Origin of the sequence: Nocardia sp. CA-290969, from assembly GCF_050936135.1 — a bacterium.
Classification (GTDB): domain Bacteria; phylum Actinomycetota; class Actinomycetes; order Mycobacteriales; family Mycobacteriaceae; genus Nocardia.
The window spans coordinates 5,790,089-5,813,945 of the sequence record NZ_JBNJNJ010000001.1; the positions used below are offsets into that span (position 1 = coordinate 5,790,089).

The window sequence follows — 23,857 nt, forward strand, 5'->3', positions numbered from 1 at the left end:
ACCGGATCCGGCTCCGCGGACTGCGCAGGTACGGTGTCGTCCGCGGCGGTCGGTTTCAGCCATTCCGTGAACCGCCCCCAGGCGACGTGATCATCGTCGATGACCGCGCGGACCACATCCATGACGATCTCGGCGTCCGCCAAGCCGTTGTGACGGCCGTTCCTCTGCATATATCGCCGCAGCGCCGCGAGCCCGGCCTCGTAGGCGTTCCGCTCGGCTCCGGGGGCGTGCCGTCCCTTGGCCAGTGCTTTGTCGTAGGCGTCGGTGTAGGCGCGTTCGAGCGGGCTGACCGGAACGAACCGGCCGAGGTCGCGCGCCGCCCGCAGCATTTCGATCTCTTCGGCCAGGTTCCGCGCCCGCAGTGCGTGATTGCGTGCCGTATCGGCGAGCGGGGCGCGGATGGCCGGCGGCTCGGCGGTATCCGCCACATCGTGGGCACGGTCCCAGGCAGCGGCGAAATGAACGCCGGGGGCGCGGCCGTCGATCAGCGGCCCCCACGGCAGAGCGGCCCGGACAGCGCGCACGGCCGCGCGGTGCGCGGCCATGTGGAGGTACTCGCCGGAACCGCCGAGCGCCTGGCGGTTACGGTAGGCCTTGGCCGCGGTCCAATAGGCGTCGGTGTAGGTGCCCACATAGGTCTTCGCCAGTAGATCGCCGCCGAATTCCGATTTCGCCTTGCGCAGATCGGCTTGGGTGACTCCACGGAAGGACAGCGCGTACGCGTCGGCGAGGCGGTCCAGCATCACCTCGGCGTATTCGTCTCTGGACAGCGCCATCCGTTCCCACGCCGGGTCCACTGCCGCCAGCTGGTCGGACATCCGCGCCGCGAAGATCAGCGCACGCGCATGCTGCTCGACCGTATCCCCGGCGTACAGCCGCACGGTGCGGGTGGCCGGGTCGTAGCCGGCCGCGGCACCGGTCGCGGTGCGTTCGCCCGCGGGCGGGGTGAGCGCGACCGCGGGGTCGGCGCTCATTTCGACCCGGACCCCGGTGCGGTCCAGCGTATCCGCCACCCAGCCACCGAGGTACGGGACTCCGACCCGGCCCCCGTTCCCGCGCAGGTGTCCCACCGCCTCGGATCGGGCACGATCGGCGGCTTCCGCCACTCCACCGTGCTCGTTCCGGGACCCGTCGGGTGTGCGAGGCGCACCAGCGTCCGGTACCGCAAGTCCGCGCGTGGCCGCCGGCCGGAAATCCGCCTCGTCGACCAGGTGCAGTTCACCGGAATAGTGCCGCTGCACCCGCACACGCGGTTCGAGCCCATGGGCCGTGTCGATATCGCTCTGCGCCGTGAAGAGGAGCCCGGCCTCCGCCAGGGTACGTAGCGCGGGCAGGTCCGTGAGCCGATCCGTCAGCTCGCCGAGAACCCGCAGATCGTGCGCGACCGCCGGGTCCTCGCTGAGCCGGCCACGCCGCTCGAGTTCGCGGAAGTACTCGGTACGGCTGCGCGGCTGCTGGTCCTCGGCCGATCCGAGGGCCTGCCCGAGACGGTCGGCGACCTCGTCCCACTCCGCCGCCCATCGTGCCGCGCGGCGTGTCAGCGCCGCCTCCGCTCGCAGGACCCCGGCGACCTCCCGGGCCGCTTCCGGTGACGTCGGTACATACTCCCGCAGCTGATAGGGCGCCGGCTCGTCCTGAAGTTCGTCCCACTCGGCACCGGCTTCCCGCCGGCCGCTGATCCCGAGTTCAGGTTGCTCCGGATTGTCGAACCGCGGGTTGTCCAGGAGTGCACGGATGCCCGCGCGCCGCGGATCGTAGCCGGGCTCGGCGCCGGCCACCCGCGAACGGCCCGCTTCCACCGCACGGTGGTAGGCAGCTTCGGCTTCGCCGCGCCGCAGACTGTCGATCCGGTCGGCGGTGGGCCTGTCGGCGACGTCGTAACCGGCCGCCGCGAGCTCGCGATGGAATTCGGCCTGCCGGGCGAACGCTTCGGCTTCGGCCGACACCCGCGCCGATACATATTCCGCGCGATCCATCCCGCGGATCCGGCCGGGCAGCACCTCGAGATGTCCGTTCACGACCATCTCGGCCAGCGCCCCCGCGCGGATGACTGCGGCTGCCTGAACGATCTGGTCGCGGCCCGCGGTCGCGACGACGATATCCATGGTCGCGCCGTCGAATCCGTCACCGCGATCGGCGAGCTCCGGATCCGGGTCCAACCGGATTTGCGCACCGGCCTCGTGGAGCACGGTCAGCGCGTGCCGGCCGGGGGCGGTGCCTGCCACCATTTCCAGGATCTCGGTCGCCGCCGGCCCGCGCGACGTGGCGTCCCAGAGGTCCGCACCGGCACGCACGAGTTCGAGACCCGCCTCCGTCAGCGGCCGCCCCTCGGCAGCCTCGTCCGGTGCTACCGGATCCGGTGGCCCGCCGAGCGGTTCCCGCGCCGCGCCACCCGCGTTCACTTCCGGGCCTGCTCGATCCGGATCGGAGGCTCCGGGTTCGCGCCCGGCATCCATCGCACCACGGTCACCGGCAGGTCCCGCGGCATCACCCGGCGGGTTGCCGGCATGCCGGATCAGCAGTTCGTACAGTTCACGGACGGCGCGGCCGGCTGCCGCATCGCGGCTCGTCCGGTCGGCGCCGCCCATGATGTATTCGGCGAATGCCTCGGCCACCGCCTCGTCCGCGCGCAGCAGGCCGTCGTCCAGGCTGTATCCGCTGAGCTGGTCGAGCAATTCCCCGAAGCTCGCTTCGGGGTCCTCGGCCGTCAGCCGCAGGAGATGGTTCTGGGCCTCGCCACGTGCGCGGAGCCCCCCGGCGTAGTCGAGCGCATGGCCGTATTCGTGGACGGTGACCGCGTAGACCGGCCGGCGCAGCATGGCCGGCGAGAACTGGCCGTTGTCCACCGCGGCGCGCACCCGGCCGGTGAAATCGCCGGCGTTCGTGGCGTGCTCGTGGTTGAGCCTGATATCGCCGGTGTAGAAGGTCGCGGTGTCGTTGTCGAACGCCGGACCGGCATCGGCGAGCAGGCCGGTCCGGATCGGCCCGATACCGGCCGACCGGATATCGGTCTGCGGGTATAGGCGGTACATATCGGAGACGGCACGCGCGAATTCCCGGACTATCTCGTGATTCAGCTTCGGCAGATCGAACCCGAATACCTGGAAATCCGGGTTACCGGTGGCCTCGCGCATGAGGTCGCGCAGTTTCTCGCCGACCTCGTGCGGCGTCAGACCGGACCATTCGTCCTGGTCCGGCACCCCGAGCAGTTCGGCATCGTCGTGTACCTCCGCCGGAGCCGGCGCCTCCTCGGGCGGGGTGCCGTAGTCCGGTACATCCCGCGGGGCGGATTCATCTGCGGCGACCGGCTCGTTTTCCGGTGGGGTCCCGTAGTCCGGCTCCGGTGTGGGCCCGGCCGGCCGCTCACCCAACTGCGGGGGAACCGGTGCCGGCTTGTCCAGTACGCCCCACATCGCCTCGTACGCGGCGGTTTCCAGGCCGACGTTCGCGAATCGGATCTGATCCCACATCCGCCCGAGCGCCGCCCGCGGCGAGCTACGGTCCGCGGCCCGCACCAGCAGGTCGTGCAGTCGCACCAGATGGGCGCCCGCGGCGTCGCGGCCGTGGGTCACAACCTGATCGAATGCCTCCTCCAGCGCCCAGGCACGATCCATTTCGCCGGACGTGGTCTCGAAGACGTGCTCGCTGAATTCGGAGCGCAGCCAGCCGGCGTAGCCTTCTTCGGTCGCGTCGCCCAGCCGCCGGCCGAAGTAGTGCACGCGCAGCGCATTGTCGACCAGTTTCTGTGCCGACTCCCGGCCGGTGATATCCAGTGCCCGCGCCCACTGCTGTACGGCGTTCGTATACGCCGGCCGGTCGTGCGCACCCGAGTTCCGCGCGTAGTAGTACTCGGCGGATATCGGCTCCATCGCGAAGTTGCCGACATCCCCCGCCGACCGGGCGTCGAACGTGATCTTCGCGGAACGCCGTGCACCGGTTCCCGAGTCCGATTCCGGCAACGTGAGCGCCAGATGGTAGCCGTCCCCGAAGCCCACGCTGTGGATATCCGCCATCGGATAGTTCCGGGCCATATCCATCAAGCCGCGCGCGATCTCGCGCACGATGACCGGATGCAGTCCTTCGCTGTCGAATCCGAACACGGTCAGCTCGGGGTTACCCAGTTTTCGCAGTTCGGCCTGCAGCTTCTCCCCCACCCCAACCGGTGTGAGGGCAGACCACTCGTCATTGTGCGGGGCGCCCAGTACCCATTCGGGACGCTCCGCCATGACCACCCGGCTCATGCCCAGGTCCGGGTCGAAACCGGGGGTGCGTGCTTCGATACCGTCCTGGGCCAGCAGCAGGTCGTGCAGCAGAACGAAAGGCCCGGCCGCGCGATCCCGGCCGCGGACCGTCACCTCGGCGAACGCATCGACCAGCAACGTTTCCGGCTGCCAGGCACGCCTTCTCCCGACGCTGTCCGTCCCGAAGATATCGAGCGTGCTCTGCATCCAGTCGACGAAGGCCAGCCGGTGCTGATCACCGAGCCTGTTGTACGAGTAGTGCTGAGCAAGGGCTTCCATGACCGAACCTTCGGCCAGCGCCCCGGTCGTTCGATTGATCATTTCGGCGAACGCCCGTGCGGTGTGCCGATAGGTCGAATCCAGGCCTGCCCGGTCACCGGAGTGGGGCCGGCCTGAGTGCATCCGGAGCAGCCCGTCCGCGGCCCGCACCGAAACGCTTCGGTACCGATCTCGCGGGACGATCTCCACGCCGCGCACGGGAACCAGCGGATTCCGCGCGATCAAATCCGTTACAGCCCGGGCGAACTCGCGAACCTGCGCCGTATCAACCTTCGGCAACGGATTCGACGGGTAGCCCTCCATCACGCGGCGCGGCGCGGAATCGGGCGGCGGCTCCCAATCGAAACCGCGCACCTCGAAGTCCGGATTGCCGGTCATCGCACGCACATACTCGCGGAGGGTGTCGCCGATTTCCGCCAGGGTCAGATCCGACCATTCGTCGTCCACCGGGATCCGAGCCGGATTTCCGGAATCGGCCGGGCCGGCGTCCGGTTCACCGCTGACGCCGGGTCGCGGTGCGTCGGCGGGGCCGACGTGGTCCGGGGAATCGTCCGGGAGGTTCGCCGCCGGATCATGGGTTCGCGATGGGGCGTCGAGATAATCGCGCAGCAGGTTGTAGATCAGCAGTCGCGGTTCGCTGACCTCGGGCCGCCCCCTACCGGCGACCAGCCGGGACATCTCGACCTCGGTGAAGGCCTCGGCCAGCGCCTCGGCATGCTCGAGCCGGCCGTTCCGGTCGAAGCTGTATCCGGTGAGCGTCCGGTGCAACCAGTCCGGGAACTCCGATTCCGGCCCGCCCAGGAACATCCGGTAGTAGTCGGACAGTACGGACTCGAGTTCCGCCCGGGCGCCGCGGCGGCCCGCATAGTCGATCGCATGCCCGAATTCGTGTACGCCGACGGCGTAGCCGGGCCGCAGCAGCATATTCGCGTTGTACTTGCCGGCGACGACGTTGTCCCGGATCGTGCGCAGCAGCAGTTCGGGGTCGCGGGCGTACTCGATATCGAGGGCGATGGAATCGGCCCGGACCGTGCCGGTCACCCGGTCGGTCACCGGTTTGTTCAGCGCCATCGCGCCGTTCAGATCGCCGATTCCGATGCTGCGCAGATCGGCCTGCGGATACCGCCGGGCCATATCGATGAGGGAACGCGCGAATTCCTGCACCACCACCGGATTCAGATCCGGCAGGCCGAACCCGTACACCTGGAAATCTTCGTTACCGGTGAGTTCGCGCATCTCATCGCGCAGCCGCAGACCGGTTTCGGTCGGGTCGAGATCCGACCAGTCGTCGTCCGGTGCGTTGAATCGTTCGGCATCGGTCCGGCCGTCGGAGTCCCCGGTGATATCCAGGGCACCCACCGGATCGTCGATCCGATGGTGGGCGTCGGGGGCGTCCGCTGTCCGGTCCAGGAAATCCGGGGCGTCGTCCTCGCGCTGCCGGGCGGTTGAACCATCCCCGTTCGGTCCGGTTGCGTCGTCGCCCGAGCCGGGCCGCAGCAGGCGCATGAGCCGCCCGAGACCCCGCTGTGGCGTGGCATCCGGCGAAAGTTCGGCCTGCGGATCGTTCAGGATGCGCGAAATCCGCCGCACGAGGGCATCCGGATCGGCGGCGGTCATACCGCGGAAGTGCCGGGCGAGCACATCTGCGGCATTACCCGACCCGGACGGCGGCGGCACCTGCCAGCCGCCCCGGCCGTCGGGTGCGACCCGGATGGTCACCAGGCCACCCCGGAATTTGACGACCCGGGGCGCCGCGGCATGGTGTGACCAGCCGGCGAGCGCCGAGTTCGACAGCGCGAACTGCCGGGTGTACATGCGCTGGACCAGAGCCGCCGGATGCGGCTCGGTCACGGGCGGATCCGCATCCACGAAGCTCTGGTACACCTGGGTCACGAAATCCGGGTGCAGGTCGCCGACGCGGCCGGCCCGGCTGTGCGTTTTCAGGTATTCCTTGGTGATCCAGGCGTCCGGGCCCAGCTGCGCCAGCCAGTCGTCGAATCCGACGCGGACCCGGCCCTCTTGCCGATAGCGAAGATAATGGTCGAGCAGCAGGATGGTGGCCTCGTCCCGATCCGGCAGGCGGTCGACGCCCTCGGCATCCGAATGACTCAACCAGCTCAGCCTCGGGTCGCCGTCGATTCCGGTCGTCGGTTCGAGGTAATCCAAACCATGGCTGCGGTCCCAGAGGACGTTCGTATAGTCCGGGTGGGTGGTCGCCAGATCACGCAGGGCGTCCATATGTTCACCGCGTGGTGCGGCGATCGACAGCATCGGCCGCCACCCTGTCGCCGGACTCGCCGGGTAGCGAAGAATCCGGTCCGTGAGTCGCTCCGGCAGTCCACCGGACCCGTCGGAATCGAGCGGACGTCCCATCTTCGCGTCGAGCAGCCGCCGCGGCAGATCCGGATCGGTGGGACCCGTTCTGTCCCTCGAATACTCACTACGGTCGGGCGCGGGCCTACCCCATCGCGGGTTGTCGCGGCCCTCGTCAGCGGAACGGACGGCGTCCATCAGCAGCTCGGTCCGCTCGGCTCCCGTCCGCTCCAGGAAGCGGCGCACGGCGTCCCGGCCGGCCCGCCGGGCCACCGACTGCGGATCCTCCGCGCGGTGATCACCCCGCTGGGCGCGTTCGGCGCGACGAAGAGCACGGTCGTGGGCGGCGTTGTATGCCTCTTCGACCGGACCCACCGGAAGGACCCGCCGGCCCCCGGCCCGGACCTGCTGAAAACCCTCGATCTCCAGCGCCAGGAGTCTCGCCCGCTGGTCGAGCGCCGCGGGACCGTCGACCGTGCGACCACCCCGCGGATCGGTGAAACTACCGCCGTCGGCCGCGAGGCCCTGCGCCCTCGCCCAGGATGCCTCGAACCCGGCCGCGAGTCCGCCGGTCCCGATCACGGGCCCCAGTGTGTCGATCTGCGCCCGCACCGCCCGGTAACCCGCCCGGTGCGCCGCATACTCCGGGCTCACCTCGGGATGACCCGAATAAGCCTTGCGCACACGCTTGTACGCATCGGCGAAGGTTTCGGCGTAGACCCGGGCCAGCGGATCGCCGGAGCGATGTTCGATAACACCGAGTCCGTTGACCATGGTCCGGAACGACTGGGCGTAGCCCTCGGCGGCCCGGTCCAGCATCAGCGAGACGAACTCGTCGCGCGACAGGGTTGTCCGCTCCAGCAGATGGTCCCCGGCGGCCAGCAGTTCGGCCATCCGGGCCGCGACGATGAGATCCCGCGCATGCTGGGCCGAATCGTCGGCGCTGTCGAGCACCACGATGCGGGTGACCGGATCGTAGCCCAGTGCCTCACCCAGCCGGGTCCGTTCTCCCGCGGTCCGGCGTGCCGCGGCCTCGGGGTCGGAGCTGAAACGCACCTCGAGCCCGTGCCGTTCGAATATCTGCTGGACCCAGCCCGCAAGAGTTGTGTCCGAATACCGGAGTGCTTTCTCGACCTCGTCGCGCGTCCCGCGGACAGGGGTGTCGCGGTCCGGTTCGAGCGCAGATCGAGTCTCCTGCAGTCGGGTGACGGGCCGCGGCCCATCGGCACCGGACCCCGGGAAGACGAACAGCCGGCCCGTACCGTCGTCGTACACGCGAAGAGGCGGATCCGCGATCGGCCCCTCCGGCTGGGCCCGGTTCACCAGAGACGCCAGGTCGTCGAAGATCCGGCTACGGTTTTCTTGCACCTGCCGGTGCCGCGCGGCGAGTTCGCCGAGCAACCGGATATCGGCCTGGGCCCGGGCCTCCTGAAGGTCGCCGGACTGTTCGGCGAGCTGGTCGCTGATCTCCTGCCGGGTCCCGCCCGGATCCGAGAAGTCGATGCCGCGTTCCTCGAATTGGCCCTGAACCCGCTCATGAACCCGGGCCCAATCGGATTCGAGCCCCACCAGCTCGCGCCAGCTCGCCGCCGCCCGGCGCAGCAACCGCTCGACCTCACGTGCTTCGGCCGGTGACCGCGGAATGTATTCGGACATCCCGTCGGGCGGCCGGATATCGTGCTGGGCATCCCAGTCCGCGCCGCCCATTTCCCGGCCGGGGGCGCCGAAGTTCGGGTGGCCGAGGATCGCGTCGATACCGGCCGCCCGCGCCGCCCGGTGCGGCTCCGCGCCGTCTCCGGCCGCACGGACCGCCGCGTCGAAGGCATCCAGATAGGCCGATTCAAGGGTCTGCTGCCGCACCACGTCGACCGCGTCGGCGCGCGGACCGCCGAGCGGCGCGAAACCGGCCGCCCGCAGGTCACGATGGAATTCGGCCTGCCGGGCCAGCGCCTGCGCCTCGGCCCGGTTCCAGGCGTCCACATGGGCATCCCGATCCAGTGCGCGCACGCGGGCCGGTGTCACCTCGACCTGTCCGGTGACCACGGATTCGGCCAGCGCCGCGATACGCACGACCGCCGCCGCCTGGGCGATCTGGTCCCGCTCGGCGGAGCCGATGAGCACATCCATCGTCCGGGGGAAGAACCCGTCCCCGGTGGTTTCTCCGCCGGGCGGCTCGAACCGGACCGTGGCGCCCGCGTCCCGCAGCACCCCGAGTGCATGCCGGCCGGCCGCACTGCGGGTCAGAATTTCCCGGATTTCCGGCCCCACCGGGTCGGCAGGGCCGTACTGCCGACCATCGATCGGATGGTCCTCGCCCCGAATCAGGTCCAGCGCATCCGCGGGCGGATCCGGCACGATTCCGTCCACACCCGGATCGGACCCCTCGTCCTCGGGCGCCGGATCTCCCGGTGGCGTGCCGTCGTCCATGGCCGGCGGCTGTTCCGGTATCGGCTGATCACGCTCGTCGAGCCGGATCCCGAGGTCGGCCGGCCGCACCCGGCCGGCGGTATCGACGGTGTCGTAGTAATTGTCGATCGATTCACGCAGCAGCGCGCCGTACACGATGCGCGCCGGCTCGGTGGCATTTTCGCCGTTGATCACGACATCGAGGACCGCGTCGGCCAGCATCTCGGTGGGGTTCAGATCACCGCGATCGGTGAAGCTGTAGCCGCTGAGCTGGTTCAGCCACACGCTGAAGTGATCGGGATCGAAGCCACCGGTCGACTCGGTGTAGTACTCGACCAGCAGATCCTCGATGGAACCGCGGGCTCGCATACTGCCCGCGTAGTCCAGGCCGTGGCCCAGTTCGTGGATCATCGTCGCGAAAGCCGGCCGGGCCGCTGTGTTGCGAGGGGAATACCTGCTGGCTTCGGTGCGGCGCCGGGATTCGTAGAACTCGGCCGGGTTGCGCAGTAGTCGTTCGTTGAGCGTGATCGTATCGGTGACGTAGCGTCCGATATCGCTGGGATCGAGATCGTACCCTGCCGTGCCACGCACGTGATCGCGGTCGGTGATCGGCCCGATATGCAGGTTCTGGACATCCAGCATCGGGAACCGCGACATCATCAGGTCGACGGCACGAGCCACCTCGCGTATCAGCGGCAGATCCAGGGGCGGAACAGCCGGATCGTCCGGGTCGGTGAACCCGGTGATCTTCCGGAACGGATAGCGCTCCCGCAATGTGGCCACGATCTCGTCGAGACCCATCCGGGACCACTCGTCGTCCACCGGATCCCGTTGCGCGACCCCGGCGTCCGGTGAGTCACCACGCCCGCTGTCCCCCGAATCCGCCGGTTCCCGGCCGGGCTCCGGAGATTCGGGCTGATCGTCGCGCATAGTGTCCGCAGCAGCCTCGGCGCGTTGCTCGCCCGGTCCACGGTCCGACTGCACAACCCCGGCCGGGTCGCCGGTAATGGGCCGAATCTTGCGGAAAAGCTCTCGAATCCTCCAGCCCTTGTCCCGGAAGTCGTCGGCAAGCAACCCTCCGACGCCGCGTTGCCCGGGGCGCTCCACCGCGGCCAGCAACGTGTCGTAGATCAAACCCACCGGGGCGTCGACATTGTCCCGGCCCACGGTCTGCACGTGCTGAAATGCCTCCGCCAGCGCCTCGGGAGCGTTGAGCCGGCCGTCCTTGTGCAGGCTGTAACCGCTGAGGTTTTCGGCCAGCCAGCGCAGGTATCCTTCGGCGGTCTGCTCGCCGAGGTCATTCGCCGCGTAGTACTCCAGCAGTACCTTGTCCAGCGTGCGATCCGCCTGCCGCATACCGGCGTTGTCCAGCACATGCCCGAATTCGTGCAGAATGGTCGCGTAGACGGGGCGACTCCGGGAGCTGTGGTAGTGGAACCCGGTCAGGGCACTGTCCGCCGCACTATCGATGTAGCCCCAGGGATCCGTCGCCCAGCCGCTGTCGAATCGGACCAGATAGGTCGGGTATCCCCGGCGGCCGAAATCCGCGCTCGACTCGGCCACGGCCCAAGGTCTTTTCTTCAGCTCGCTGAACGCGACTCCCTCCAGAATCGGCTGCGGGAACAGGGCCGAGATCTCGGTGATCGCGCGCGCGAATTCCCGGGCGATCTCCGGGTTCACCTCGTCGTTGAAACCGTATACCCGGAACCGGCGGTTGCCGGTGAGTTCCCGCATCACCTCCTGCAACCGCTCGCCGACCTCGACCCCGGACAATGACGACCACTCGTCGAGCGGTGCCCCCAACCACAGCGCCCACGGCAGCTCGGCCAACCGTTCGGCCGGTAGCTCTTCCCCGGCGGGAACCCTGGTTTCGGCACCGTCCTGAGCGAGCAGCAGATCGTGGAGCGCCCGCGCCTGTTCGGTGACATTGTCCCGGCCCCGGAGTACGACCTCGGCGAACGCGTCCACCAGCACCCAGGTGGGATGATGCTCGACCCGAGCGGCCGGCACGCCGACCACCGCACGCAGCCAGTGACGGTAGGCGGAGCGATTCGGCTCGCTGTCCGGCTGAGCCAGGTAATGCCTGACGAGCAAGCTGTCGACGAGCCGGGGAGCCCGGTGCCCGGTCGCGTCGTCGATGAGGCGGCCGAATGCCTGCACAGCCGCCGCGTAGGCCCGGCCTTCACTCATACCCGTGTGCGGCGCAACAGATTCGACGGCACCGACCGCCCGCTGAAGCCGCTCGGGCGCGAGCGCGTACTGGCGGCTGAGCCGAACAGTGGAGTGCCGGGTGCCCCACACGGGGCCGTCGATAGCCCGGACATGAACGACACCGTCCCAGATCTCCTCGGGTTCGACGGTGTCGGCTATCTCGATCCGCTCGACCGTCACCTCCGGGAAGCGGCCGAGCATATCGACCATCGCCCGCGCATATTCGCGCAGCACATCGACATCCAGATCAGGGTGATCGAACCCGGATACCGCGAATTCCGGATCGCCGGTGGTCTCGCGCAACATCTCGCGCAGGCGTTCGCCCACCTCCGCGGGCCCGAGATCGGACCACTCGTCGTCCACCGGAACCCGTTGCGCGGGACCAGCATCCGGCGCGTCCGGCCTGGAAAACGCGCGCCGCGCAGAATCCGCGGTGTGGTCCGGTTCTCCCGTGCGGCCCGCCGAATCCTGTTCCGGCGAATCCGGTTCGATCCCACCTGCGTCCGGCTCACCGAGGAGATCCGGGCCGTCCGGCTCGTCCTGCCGCGCGGCAGGACGAGCCGGTGTATCGAGGACCTCGACCGGCCGGAAATCCTCGGTGCGCCGCGTCCCTTCCGGACCCAGCGCGCCGATGAGTTCGTTGTAGAGAGCCAGGACAGCGGGGTTCACCCCGTCCGGACCGCCGGATAATTCGTAAGCCTGGAACGCTTCGGCAAGCGCCTCGCCGGCATTCAGCGAGCCGTCCTGGTCGAGGCTGTAACCCGTGAGAACCCGTTTCAGCCAGTTCTTCTTGGCATCGCGGTCGCTCGTATCGACGGAACTATCGCGGAAGAAGAGATCGTGCAGGCGCGAATCGGCTCGCAACCTGGTGCGCCGGTAGTTCCCGGCGTGGTCGAGGGCATGCCCGAACTCGTGTACCGCCAGCGCGTACACCGGCCGCTGCCCCGCGCGTGGGGAGAAGGCACCGGCGGCTACCCGGTTGCGGGCCATCGTCGCGGTCAGCTCGGCATTGCGCAGATAGACCTGACTGAAGGTCATCGACTCGGTGAAGGGCCCGCCGTTACGATCCGCGTTCGTCGATGCCAGCCATCCCGGGGGCACTTCGCCGATGCCGATCCGGCGGATATCGACCTTCTTGTACTGCGTGAACATTTCCGTCAGACCCCGCGCGAGTTCTCGCGCGAGATCGGCGTCGACGCCGGGCATATCGAATCCGAATACCTCGATTTCGCGGCCGGTCAGTTCCGACAGGCGCTGCTCGAGGTCTTCGCCGATCTGCGCGGCGTCGCGTCCTGCCCATTCGTCGTCGATCGCGGCACCGAACCGCTCCACGCGATCGTCGCGGCGGCCCGCACCCTCGTCCGTCTGCCGGCCCGGGTTTTCCGGTCCGACCCGATCGGCAGGATCACCGTCCATCAGATTCGGGCCATCGATTTCGCGCCCGGCAGGGTTCCCGTCCAACTGGTCTCGGCGGGTGACCGAGCCGGTCTCGGCCGGCGGCGTATCGGGGACATACCGGAGCAGCAGGTCGTACATCAACTGCCGCACCGGGGAGAGCGCCGGCCGATCGGATTCCGGAAGCAGTCGCGCCAGCTCGGCCTCGGCGAAAACCTCGGCGAGCGCCTCGCCTTCGAACAGGCCCCGGCCGTCCTTGTGGAAGCTGTATCCGACAAGTTCGCGGCGCAGCCAATGCGGGAAATCCTGTGCGGGCCCGCCGACCTCGTGCGCGTAGTACTGCAGCAGTTCGTATTCGAGCGACAACCGCGCCTCGCGGCGGCCCGCGAAATCGACGCCGTGGCCGAACTCGTGCGCGATCACCCCGAAAACGGGCCGGATGAGCACATTCGGGTTGTATCGCCCGATTTCGGAAAGTATGTGGACGGCGTTCAGCAGGCGGTGTGCGCTCCGTGCGTACGGGAGGTTCAAGGTGATCCCGTCGGCCCGCACATTCCCGGTTCCGGGGTCGGGTACGGGCATGGCCGAGGCAATCGCGCCGCCGATATCGGCGATTCCCACACTGCGCAGATCGACCTGCGGGTATCGGCGCTGCAGTTCGAGGATCGACCGGGCGAATTCCTGCACGATCGCCGGATTCAGATAGGGCAGACCGAATCCGTACACCTCGAATTCGTGGTTGCCGGTGAGCTCCCGCATCTCCGTGCGCAGCTGCCGCCCCACGTCCACCGGGTCGAGGCCGGACCACCGGTCGGCCGGCGCGGCCAGCCACTCGGCGTCCGAGTCGGTGCCGGCCGGGTCGTCCGGCGTCGGCTCGGCCCCCGGCGTAAACGGGCCGGGTTCGTCGTGAGCGCCGGAGTCCCGGTCCGGCCCGGCGTCCGCGAGGCGATCGGGGCTATCGGTGCGGCCGGGGTCCGAACCACCGGGCTCGGGGCCGTCACCGGCACCGGCGGGCTCGCCCGGCGGCCGGCCGCCGGCGGCATTCCACCACATATCGGCGTTGGCCCGATGCTGGCCGGCGTTCCATTCCGCCTGAGTGGCGCGATCGCGGTAGGACGCGGCCTCATCGGGCGAACCACCGGCCTCGAGGTCATCGGCCAGCCCGCGCAAGTAGTCGGCCCGGTTCTGCTCCAGATCGGCGCGGGTATCGGACAACTGCGCCCGCAGCCGAGCGGTGGACGCACGCGGCTCCGGCGAATCCGGTTCGCCCAGGGCCTGCGGTGGCGCGGCGGGGGGTTCGGAACCGGGGTCGCCCGGCACCACGCCGCCCGCGGCCTCGGGGCCGTCGTCGGGGTCCTCTTCACCCCGCACCACCCGCTGAATCCGGTCGAGGGTTTCTTCCATCCGGTCGAACGCCACATCGGTATCCGGCCGCGGCTCCCGGCCCACGGCGGGATTTTCCGGTTCGGCCGGGCTGCGGCCGGGCGGTTCGGCCACCGCGGCTGCCGGGTCCATATGCGAGGGCTCACCCGGCACCGCGGGGCGGGCCGCCGGCTCGGACCGGGGTACCGGACCGGGGCCACCGCGCGACGGCGCGGACCCCTCCGGGCGTGGCGGCAACACCTGATCCCGGGGCGGCGGCGCATAGGGCACGCCGGCGCGCGGACCGGTCAGCGGCGGCCGGGGGTCGTCCCAGTGCGACCCTTCCATCCGCGATACCAGGGCTACGACGTCTTCCCAGGTCGCCAGGTATCCGGTCTGATCGTTGAGGTGGTTCAGCATCCGGTGCCACGACCACGCATCGCGGATGAGCAGCAGATCCTCGGGGATAGGTGCACCGTCGATCAGCCGCTGCCAGGCTTCGGCGATATGCGGTAGCTGGGGCAGCCCGCGCCGGACCTCCGCACCGGATACGGGATCGTCCATCAATATGTCGGCACGGCGCATCAGCAGGTCTTTGACGGTGCCCACATCGCTCGCCGTCAGTTCCGGTACCGAAGCGCCCACCAGATCCGTGAACGGGACCGGTACCTCGGCGTCATCCCCGGCCGGTCGATCCGGAGGGGGCAGGCGCAGCGTCGAATTCAGTATGTCGTCGGCAGTGCGGCCCGCGCCGAGCTGGTCGAGCAGCTGCTCGAGCACCATGCGCCGGATCTCCGGGTCGGCGGGAACGAGCCGATAACCCAGATCGTCCTGGAGCCGGTCGATCGCGGTCCCCAGATCGACTAGCTGCGCGTCGACGTCACCACCCGGATCGATCGCCGTGCGTGGCAGCACCTCGCGACGGAGCCGCTCGACGATATTGCGAGCATTGTCCTGGATTTCCTGCTCCCGGCGACTGCTCAGCAAGTCGGCGATCCGCGCGATATCGGAGTCGTCGGCGCGGAACCGGTCGTACTGCTCGTCGGCCCAGCTCTGTACCTCTGCCCACGCCTCGCGGCGCTGCCGGTCCCGCTCCGCCAGCTGCTCCGGAGTCTCATAGGACGATTGGAGCGGCTCGGCCGACGGAACCAGCGGCTGCACGTCCGGAGGTGTCGAACGGAACCACGGATGGCCCTTGAACCGCGGCCGCAGCCGCGCCGGATTATCCGGATCGCCGTACCAGGTCCAACCGGAGAGCCTGGCGACCTCCACGAACACCCGAAGGAGGTTGCTCGCCGCGTCCGCGAACGGAAGCTCGTAGGTCGGCACCGAATCACCGGTCACCGGGTTGGGACCACCGACGATATATGGCAGCAGATCGACGTTCACTCCGTCGGGATGCGGCCCACCGGGCTTGGCGGGGGCCGGGTCCGCGAAGTTGTCGGCAACGGCCGCCTGAACCCGGTCCACCGCCCATGCGGTGACGCCTTCGGGCAGATCCCGGTCCTGGTAGCCGCGCTCGTCCGGCGCCGCGCCCTCCTGCGCGTACTTCCAGCCGGGCCGGTCGGGATCGACCGTCCGCCACGCACCGTCGCGGCCGCGCCAGCGCACGGTGTCCCGCGACGCGGCCGGATCGTCCGGGGGCAGAACGGGTGCCCGCCGGTCCACCTGCGGCCCGTCCGGCCCCGGCTCGACCCGCCAGTCGCCGACCCGGCCGGAATGCACCGTGCGGTATTCGATGGTGGCGTTCGGGTTCATCATCGCCCGCGCCGCCCGGAGAGAGGTATGCAAGGCGTGCTCTAGTGCGGCGTCGTAGTCGTCCGGCCGGGACCGGGGCAGATACCCCAGCGGCTCCCGTGGACCGTAGACGATGATCCGCGGGGCCTCCCCGTCGATCACCCCGACCCGGTCGGTCGCCATCCGGCCACCCGCGGCTTCGATATCGCGGAGCCCGGCGCCGGCCAGTTGCGCCATGGCGTCCTGGATCCGGCCGATGCGGTTATGGGCCTCGTTCACTTCCCGGGCCGCGGTGGCGAACGACTCGATATCGGCCGATCGATCCGGGAACGTGTCGCGCAGCCCGTCGATCGTGGCGGCCAGCCGCTGCGGTGCCAGGGCGGCTTCGTCGATGGTTCCGCCGTCGACCAGACCGAACTGCTCGGCCAGCTCGTTGCGGATATGCCGGTGCGGTTTGACCCGGGCCAGCTCACCCGCCCGCTGCGCGGCGAGCTGATCCTGCAGGGGCCCCACCTCTTCCAGCGGCCGTCGTTGGACCGCACCGCTGTTCTCCAGCACCTCGATTTCCCGGTCGGTCCGGGCCAGCGCATCCCGATAGGCCAGGGTCCGGCGGGCCGCCGATTCGAGCCGGTTCAGCTCACTAGACCGGCGGGCGCGTTCGTCCGGCGACAGCTGCTCGCTGTGCCGCCGGAACCCGTCGCCGTCACCGCCGGGTGCGATATCGGTGGTCCGGCTGGTCGCCCGGTGTTGCAGCTCCGCCAGCGTGCGCGACAGCGACTCCCGGCTACCGAACGCCTCGTCGGGCCCGTTGATACCCATCCAGCCGCGCACCCGGCCGTCGCGTTTACCGCGCCAGAATTCGGCTTCGCGGGCCTGGTTGTGCCGCTGTTCGAGCAATCTGTCGTATTCGGCGTTCGCCCAGGCGCTTGCGGCATCGTCCGGATCCTGGCCGGCCGGTGTGGCCGGCTCGCCGGTGTCGTCCCGGCCGGGGTCCGCGCCACCGGGCTCGGGCGGGCCGAGGCCACGAGTGGCCGGGCCGGGCGTGCCCAGGTCCCGCGCATCGAACCAGCCGAATCCGGCCGGTGCGCTCTCGTCGGCGATTCGGACGAGCAGGCCGTGGATGATCCCGACCGGGCCGTCCGGGTCCGGGGGCGGAGTTCCCTCCGGGGCGAACCGATGCATCGTCACGGCCAGGAACGCTTCCGCGAGCGCCTCGGCCGGGTTCAGATGCGTGCTGCCGGGATGGAAGCTGTACCCGCTGAGCGTTTCCCGCAACCACGCGAAATAGTCGTCGATACTCGTGGCGTCCGGATTGCGCTGGAAGAACTCGCGCAACAGATGTCCGCTGACCTCACGCCGCGCGGCATGGTCACCCGCGGCGTCGAGGACATGGCCGAACTCGTGCACCACCCGCGCATACGCGGGGCGATGACGCACCGCGTCCGGGAACCATCGGGAGTCGGCGTTGGCATCGGTGGCCCGGCGGATATCCGCGGGGCTGCGGGCCATGGACGCGTTGAACTCGATACTGTTCGCCTGCCGGACACCGTCGACGGGCGTCCACCAGGTGCGCGCGAAAACCCCGTCCGGCATACCGTCGCGGAAGCGCACCGAGTTCAGGCGCGCAGTCGGGTGCTCGGTGAACATATCGATCAGAGCCCGGGCGTATTCGCGCACCACCTCCGGATGCAGGTCCGGACGGCCGAATCCGAAGACCTCGAAGCGCTGGTTACGCGTAATCGCACGCAGTTCGTCACGCAGCCGGTCGCCGACTTCCGCCGGGGACAGGTTCGACCAGACATCGTCGGCAGGGGCACCCAGCAGCTCGGTATCCGAAGGGCGAGCCACCCCGTCCACGACCGGCAACGGCTGGGTGTCGGCCGTACTGAGCGACGGCTGCGCCCGGGTAGCCGGCAACGGCTGCGTGTCTCCGACAGCGGGAATCGGCTGCGTATCACCGATGCGCGGAATCGGAGCGGTGCTGTCCGGCCCGCGACGATCGTCCGGCGCCGGCGACCGGCCCCGGTCCGCGCCGCTACTGCCCCCGGTGTTCCGGTCGACACCGCCGATGACCTCGAACCGCACCGGCTGCCCGGGGCGTTCGAGATCGAAGCGCCGGACGGTGGTCTCGCCCTCGGCGGTGGTACGCACCTCGACGTACTCGACCTGCAGTGTCCCGTCCCGATGGGCGGTGAGCAGATCCTCCCGGGCGCGCAGCAACGCGCGGCCGGTATCGCTGTCGGGGTCTATTCCGCGGGCGCGCAGTTGCGCGGGCGACTCGGTGAGGACCCTGGCGAGGTTGTTGTCGATCGCCAAGGTCCGCCGGAGGTACTCGGGTGAACCCTGTTGCGCGTCGGCGGTTCGCGAACCGCCGAGCGGCGACCGGCCGCCCTTGGCCTCGACAACGAGCAGCTTCGGCGGCGTGCCATCCGAACCCGGGACGAAGGCCGCGACGTCCACGACGTTGCTCGCGGTGCTGTCGCCCGCCAGCGGGGTGAGCTGCACGACCCCGGGATGCAGGGCTCCATCCAGCGCGTAGGCGAGGCCACCCAGCTCGCCGAGATGCTGCGAGGTGGCGACTTCCCGCAGTCGCAGCGCGTGGAACTGCCGGGCATGCTCACCCAGCGCGTCGAGCGCTGCCAACCGCTCCGAGCGGCTGGTCTCGTTCAAGCCGGGGTCGTTGCGCACCAGTCGCTGCTGCTTCGCTATCTCCTCACCCACGGCTTGCGGGCTGCGATAGCGGATTTCGGTGAGATCGTCGCGCGTGAACCGTCCCAGCTCCGCCTGCAGCCGCGCGCGGTCGGCATCGAGGCGGGCGTGTTCGGCCCGCTGCTCGGCCCGCTGGGCCACCGCCTCGGCCATCCGCTCGGCGAGCGCCCGGTCGGCCGTCCGGTACGGCTGCCCCGGCCCCGGTTGTGCGTGATGCCGGTAGTCCGCGGCGCGGGAGCGGCCGGGATCGTCACCGAAAAGCCCGTCGGCATGCAGATTGCCGACACCGCCGATCGTATCGATCGCAACCGGCTCGCCATCGCGGGTGAGGTCGAACCGGCGCACCGTGACCTCGCCGTTCGCTCCGGTCCGCACCTCGTGGTACTCGACCTGCAGCGTGCCGTCCCGATGCGCGGCCAGCAGATCGTCGCGGGCGCGGGTGAGCGCGCGTCCTCGGTCGCTGTCCGGGTCGATACCGCGGGCCCGCAGCTGTTCGGGGCTCTCGGTGAGCACGGTGGCGAGATTCTTGTCCATGGCGAGGGTCCGGCGCAGATATTCCGGCGAACCCTGTTGCGCCGCGGAGATCCGGGAACCGCCCAGCGTGGAACCCACGCCCTTGGCCTCGACGACGAGCAGTTTCGGCGGCGTGCCCGCGGTCCCGGGCACCAGGACCGCGATATCGACGACGTTCTTCGCGCTGCTCCCGCCCTCGAACGGCGACAGCTGGACCGCGCCCGGATGCAGTTGCGGATCCAGGGCGTAGGCCAGCCCGCCCAGTTCGCCGAGCCGCTGCGACGCGGCGACCTCCTGCCGGACCAGCCGGTGGTAATCCTCGGCATGGAAACGCAGATCGTCCAGGACCGCGAGCTGTTCCTGGCGATCCTCCTCGCTCAGGCTCTCGTCGTCGAGAACCCGCTGCTCTTCACGAGCGATCTCCCCTTCGATCTTGTTCGGGGTGAGGTAGCGCAGGTCGGTGAGATCGGCCCGGCCGACCAGCCCCGCTTCCACGGCGAGGGCTTCGAGGTTGGCGGCGAGCAGGTTACGCCGCTCCTGCTGCTCGAGCCGCGTCGCGGAAGCCTCCGCCAGCTGCGCGGCGAGCACGGGGTCGGTGGGCAGATACGGTGTGGCCTCGCCCAACTGGGCACGATGCCGGAACCCGCCGCCGCTGAGCGGATCGGGAACCCAGCCGTGCTGATCGCGGAGCCGGAAGTCTTTGTCGCGGTAGGTATTCGGAGGATCGTCGCGGTGGTGCAGCCGGCCCTCGGAATCGCGGTAGACGGCATCGGCGCCGGAGTCGTCGCGCGGTGCGGCAGCCGATTCCCCCCGCCGCCCGGGCGGAACTTCGTCCTCGGGACGATTCCGGCCCTCGTCGACCCCGCTTTCCGGAGGCCGGCGCACCCCCGCGGCAGGCTCCGGGGTCTCGTCCTCCGGGCGGGCGGGTACGGCGTCGTCATCACGAGGAGCCGGGCGGTCCTCATCTCGTACGGCGGACTCGCTCTCCTCCCGACCGGCCGGCTCGTCCTCGTCCCGACGTGCGGGCGGGTGCTCGCCCCGACCCGCAGGTTCCTCCTCATCACGAACCGCCGGCTCGTTCTCATCGCGACCCGAAGGCTCGTTCCCATCGCGACCGGACGGTTCGTCTTCGTCCCGACGTGCGGGCGAGTTCTCCCCGAGACCCGACGGTTCGTCTTCGTCACGGCTCGCCGCCGCGTCCTCATCGCGACCCGCGGGCTCACCCTCATCACGGTTCGCCGGCTCGTCCTCGTCACGACCCGCGGGCTCACCCTCATCACGGTTCGAAGGCCCGTCTTCCTCGCGCGAGTTCTGCTCGTCGTCCGGCGGTGTCTGCTCGTCGTCGTCCGGCGGTGTCCGTTCGTCATCGCGCGGCCAGTCGGAGATTCGCGTTTTCGGGGTACGTCGCGCCTCGTCCCAGCGGTCGTCGGCGGTGGCGCGGTGCTGTTCCGCGTTGCGGTCGGCCACGTCGGCGCGGTCACGCAGCAGATCGCCGAGGCCCGCCGGTCCGTTGTCGTCGAAACCGTCCGCCACCAGCCGGAGAACCTGTGCGCGCCGGCGTTGCAGCAACGATTGCAGATCGGCGTCCTCGGCCGCCCGCCGCGCCGTGTACTGCGCCTCGGATTCCCGGCGACCCTGCCGGTTCGACCGGTAATCGTCCTGGTTGTGCCGCAGATACTCCTCGACCGACGGCCGGACGCGGGCATCGTGCCCGGAGGGCGGTACCACCCGGCCCGCTCCGTCCAGAATCGTCGCCGAAACCTTCCGCACCTCCGCCGGCGCGTCCGGCGGGTAGCCGCGCCGGGGTGGTGTCCCGGTGGGATCGGATACCTCGATCTTGTACTCGCCGGTGAGCGGATCGGCCACCACCCGCATCGAGTAGGCGTGAGAGCCCACACCGTGCTCGTCGACGGAACCGGCGTAGCTGTCGATCACGAAGGCGCGCGGGCCGTGGCCCGCGAGCACCAGCTCCGGTGGCAGTTGCGCGGCCTGCCGCAGCAGTTCGTCGGCCACCGACTGGTGTCGCGGACGGTCCGCGTCCGGAGCCGGGTAGTCGTAGAGCTTGCCGCCGAGCGCGTCCGCGATATCGGAGCGGTCCATACCGCCGGGACCGACCGGATCTTCCGGGGGCCTGATCCGGGTGCTGCCGGTTTCCGCCTGGAGCTGGGCCAGGGTGAGACGCGCGCATTCGCCGCGGTTGCGTGGCTCGGAACGCCCCTCGGGCTCGTCGGGGTCACGCGCCGGGGTGTCGTCGGTGTCGTCCGGTGCCGGGTCGAGGGTGTCGGGGTCGTCCGGGTCGAGGTTGTCGTCGGCGTCTTCGGGTGTGCGGTCCGGGTCGTCGCCCGGATCGGTGTCCGGCCGGTCGCCACGCCGGGGAGCACGGGACTCCGGATCGCGTGCCGGACTGCGTGTCCCGCCCTCGCGCGTGGTGGAAGTGTCCCCGGGGTCGGCGCCCGGCACTACCAGCGGGAGCACATCTTCCGGCCCGATACGACCGTCCCCGACATCGCCGGGAACTCGGGCGGGGGTCGGCTCCTGTCCGTTGTCCGCCCGCGGAGCAGCGTTCGGATCGGGTACGGGGACGCCGGTCCGGCCCGCACGAATACCCTCCGTTCCCGGATAGGGCCGACGATCAGCGGCTCCGGCCCGATCACCGGCCCCCGCCCGGTCGCCTGTCCGCGACCGCGAGGCACCCTCGCCGGAGCCCGGCGCGGAACGTCCATCGCCCGGCGCACCGGGCTGTGCCCGCGAATCACCACTGCCGCCCGGCGCGGGCGACGATCCGGGCGCGGCCGGACTGGAACCACCGGGCGCGGCAGGCGCGGAACCGGGGCCGGGCGCGGCACCGGGGACACCCGGAGGGGCGGCGGCCGAGGGTGGCGTGGGAGCACCGGCAATCGGACCCGCGACCGGCGCGCCGGCGATCGCGCCGGGAGCACCACCGGTACGGTCGCCCGTCGAGGGATCCGTGGTCGCGGTGACACCGTCACCGGTCGTACGACCCGCGCTCTCCCCCTCGCCTCTCGCGGTATCGGATTGCCCGGCAACGGAATCGGAGTTCTCGGAACGATCACGAGCGGAATCCGAGGCAGAATCGGCGACCGGCCCGGCGGGTGCTTCGTTCCCGGTCCGGTCCGCGATGCCGGCGCCGGATTCGGAGCGATCGGTGCCGGGAGTCGAGTCCCCGGCCGCGCCCGAATCCGCGGAATCCCCGCCGCGGGAGACCTGATCGCCCTCGTTCGCCGGCGAGTCCGAGGTGGCCGAGCCGGGCTCGGCCTCGCCGCGGCTCGCGCCGTTCGTGCTACCGTCGCCCGCGCTCGGCGAATCGCCTGTCGCGGAGGGGGAGCCGCCACGGGCGCCGTTGTCCGAACCGCTGTCGGTCGGGGAACTGCCGTCCGTCGAAGAACTGCTGTGGGTCGGCCGGCTGCCGTCCGCCGGCGAGCTGCTGTCTGTCGAGGAACCGCCGTCGACCGAGGAGCCACCGTCTCCGGTGACGCCGTTCCCGCCCGGTGTCCGTGCCGGGCTGCTGGTCTGCGAACCATCCGAGCCCGGGCCGGAACCGTCTGCGCCACCGGGCAATCCGGCGCCGGGCGCAAAACCGGTCCGGGAATCGGACCCGCCCACCACCGCGTTCATCCGGTCCATGAAGGTCCGGTCGCCCCAGGTGTCACGGTAGTTCTGGCTGTGTACACCCCACCCGTGCTTGGCGGCCAGTGCGTTCATGCCGCCCTTGGCGCCACCGGTCATCGCCCCGTTGGTCGCGCCGGAGACGAGCGCCAGCGGCCCGAACTGCTGCGGCAGCGTATCCATCGTGTTGTCCCACGCCGTGTCGAAGTCCCCGGTTTGGTACCAGAGGACGGCGAACTGGGTCGGGATGGCGGCAAGGGTTCCGGCGAGACCGCCGACCAGCCCGGCCCCGGCGCCGGTGACGATCCCGTTCATCGTCTGACGCAGCACCCCGCTCGCTTCCCGGGCCAGCGCGTTACCGAGCAGGTCGCCCACCGGCCCGGCGGCGGCGCCACCGGCCGCGGAACTGACAGCCGTGACCGCGATCTGCCCCAGATCGAAGTCCGGACGATGCCCTTCTTTGATCTGCCAGCCCTGGATACCGACTTCCTGCAGCGTGCCGAGGATCGTATCGATGGCCATATGGCGCAACAGGAATTTGACGAACCGATTGCTGGCATAACGCAGAATCGCCTGCACGACCCGCTGCAGAATGCCGCGCACCACGAGGCGGGTGGCCGCGATGGCCGCAGCCTGGACCGCCGGCGCGGTGGGCGGGAAGATCAGCGCCGCAGCCAGTTCCGCCGCCAGCAGCCCCAGCGACGAGAGATACATCAGCTTGGTGTATTCGATCTCGGTGCCGGTCTCGTAGGCGCCGTCGCCGAGTTGCCGGAAGTTGTCGGCCAGTTTCGGCACCGACTGATCGGTATCGGAGCCGTCACCGGAGATGAGGCTGTCGAAGGCCTTGATCATCTCCTCGACGCCGTCGCCCTCCGGATAGGCGTGCAGCGAGGCACGTTTGGCCTCGATGATGTCGGCGACGATATCGTCGAGCGAAGCCCCCGCGTCCCGCCAGTCCTCCCCCAGCGCCCACATCTGGTCTTCGTTACCCTCGGGCCATTCCACGCCCGCGAGCCACGCGAGATTCTGGGCCCAACCCGGGATATCGATCATGCGGGATACTC

Annotated in this window: 1 protein-coding gene (only partly in view); it reads right to left on the reverse strand. The window is 70.0% G+C overall.

Features of this window, described 5'->3' with window-relative positions:
* Positions 1-23,846: the 5' portion of a hypothetical protein gene (locus ACQEVO_RS26455; RefSeq protein WP_432918475.1), read on the reverse strand. The gene continues 15,769 nt to the left of window position 1, outside the view; only the first 23,846 of its 39,615 coding nucleotides appear in the window; it begins with the start codon at positions 23,844-23,846; its stop codon lies beyond the left edge, outside the window.
* Between the last annotated feature and the right edge of the window lie 11 nt (positions 23,847-23,857).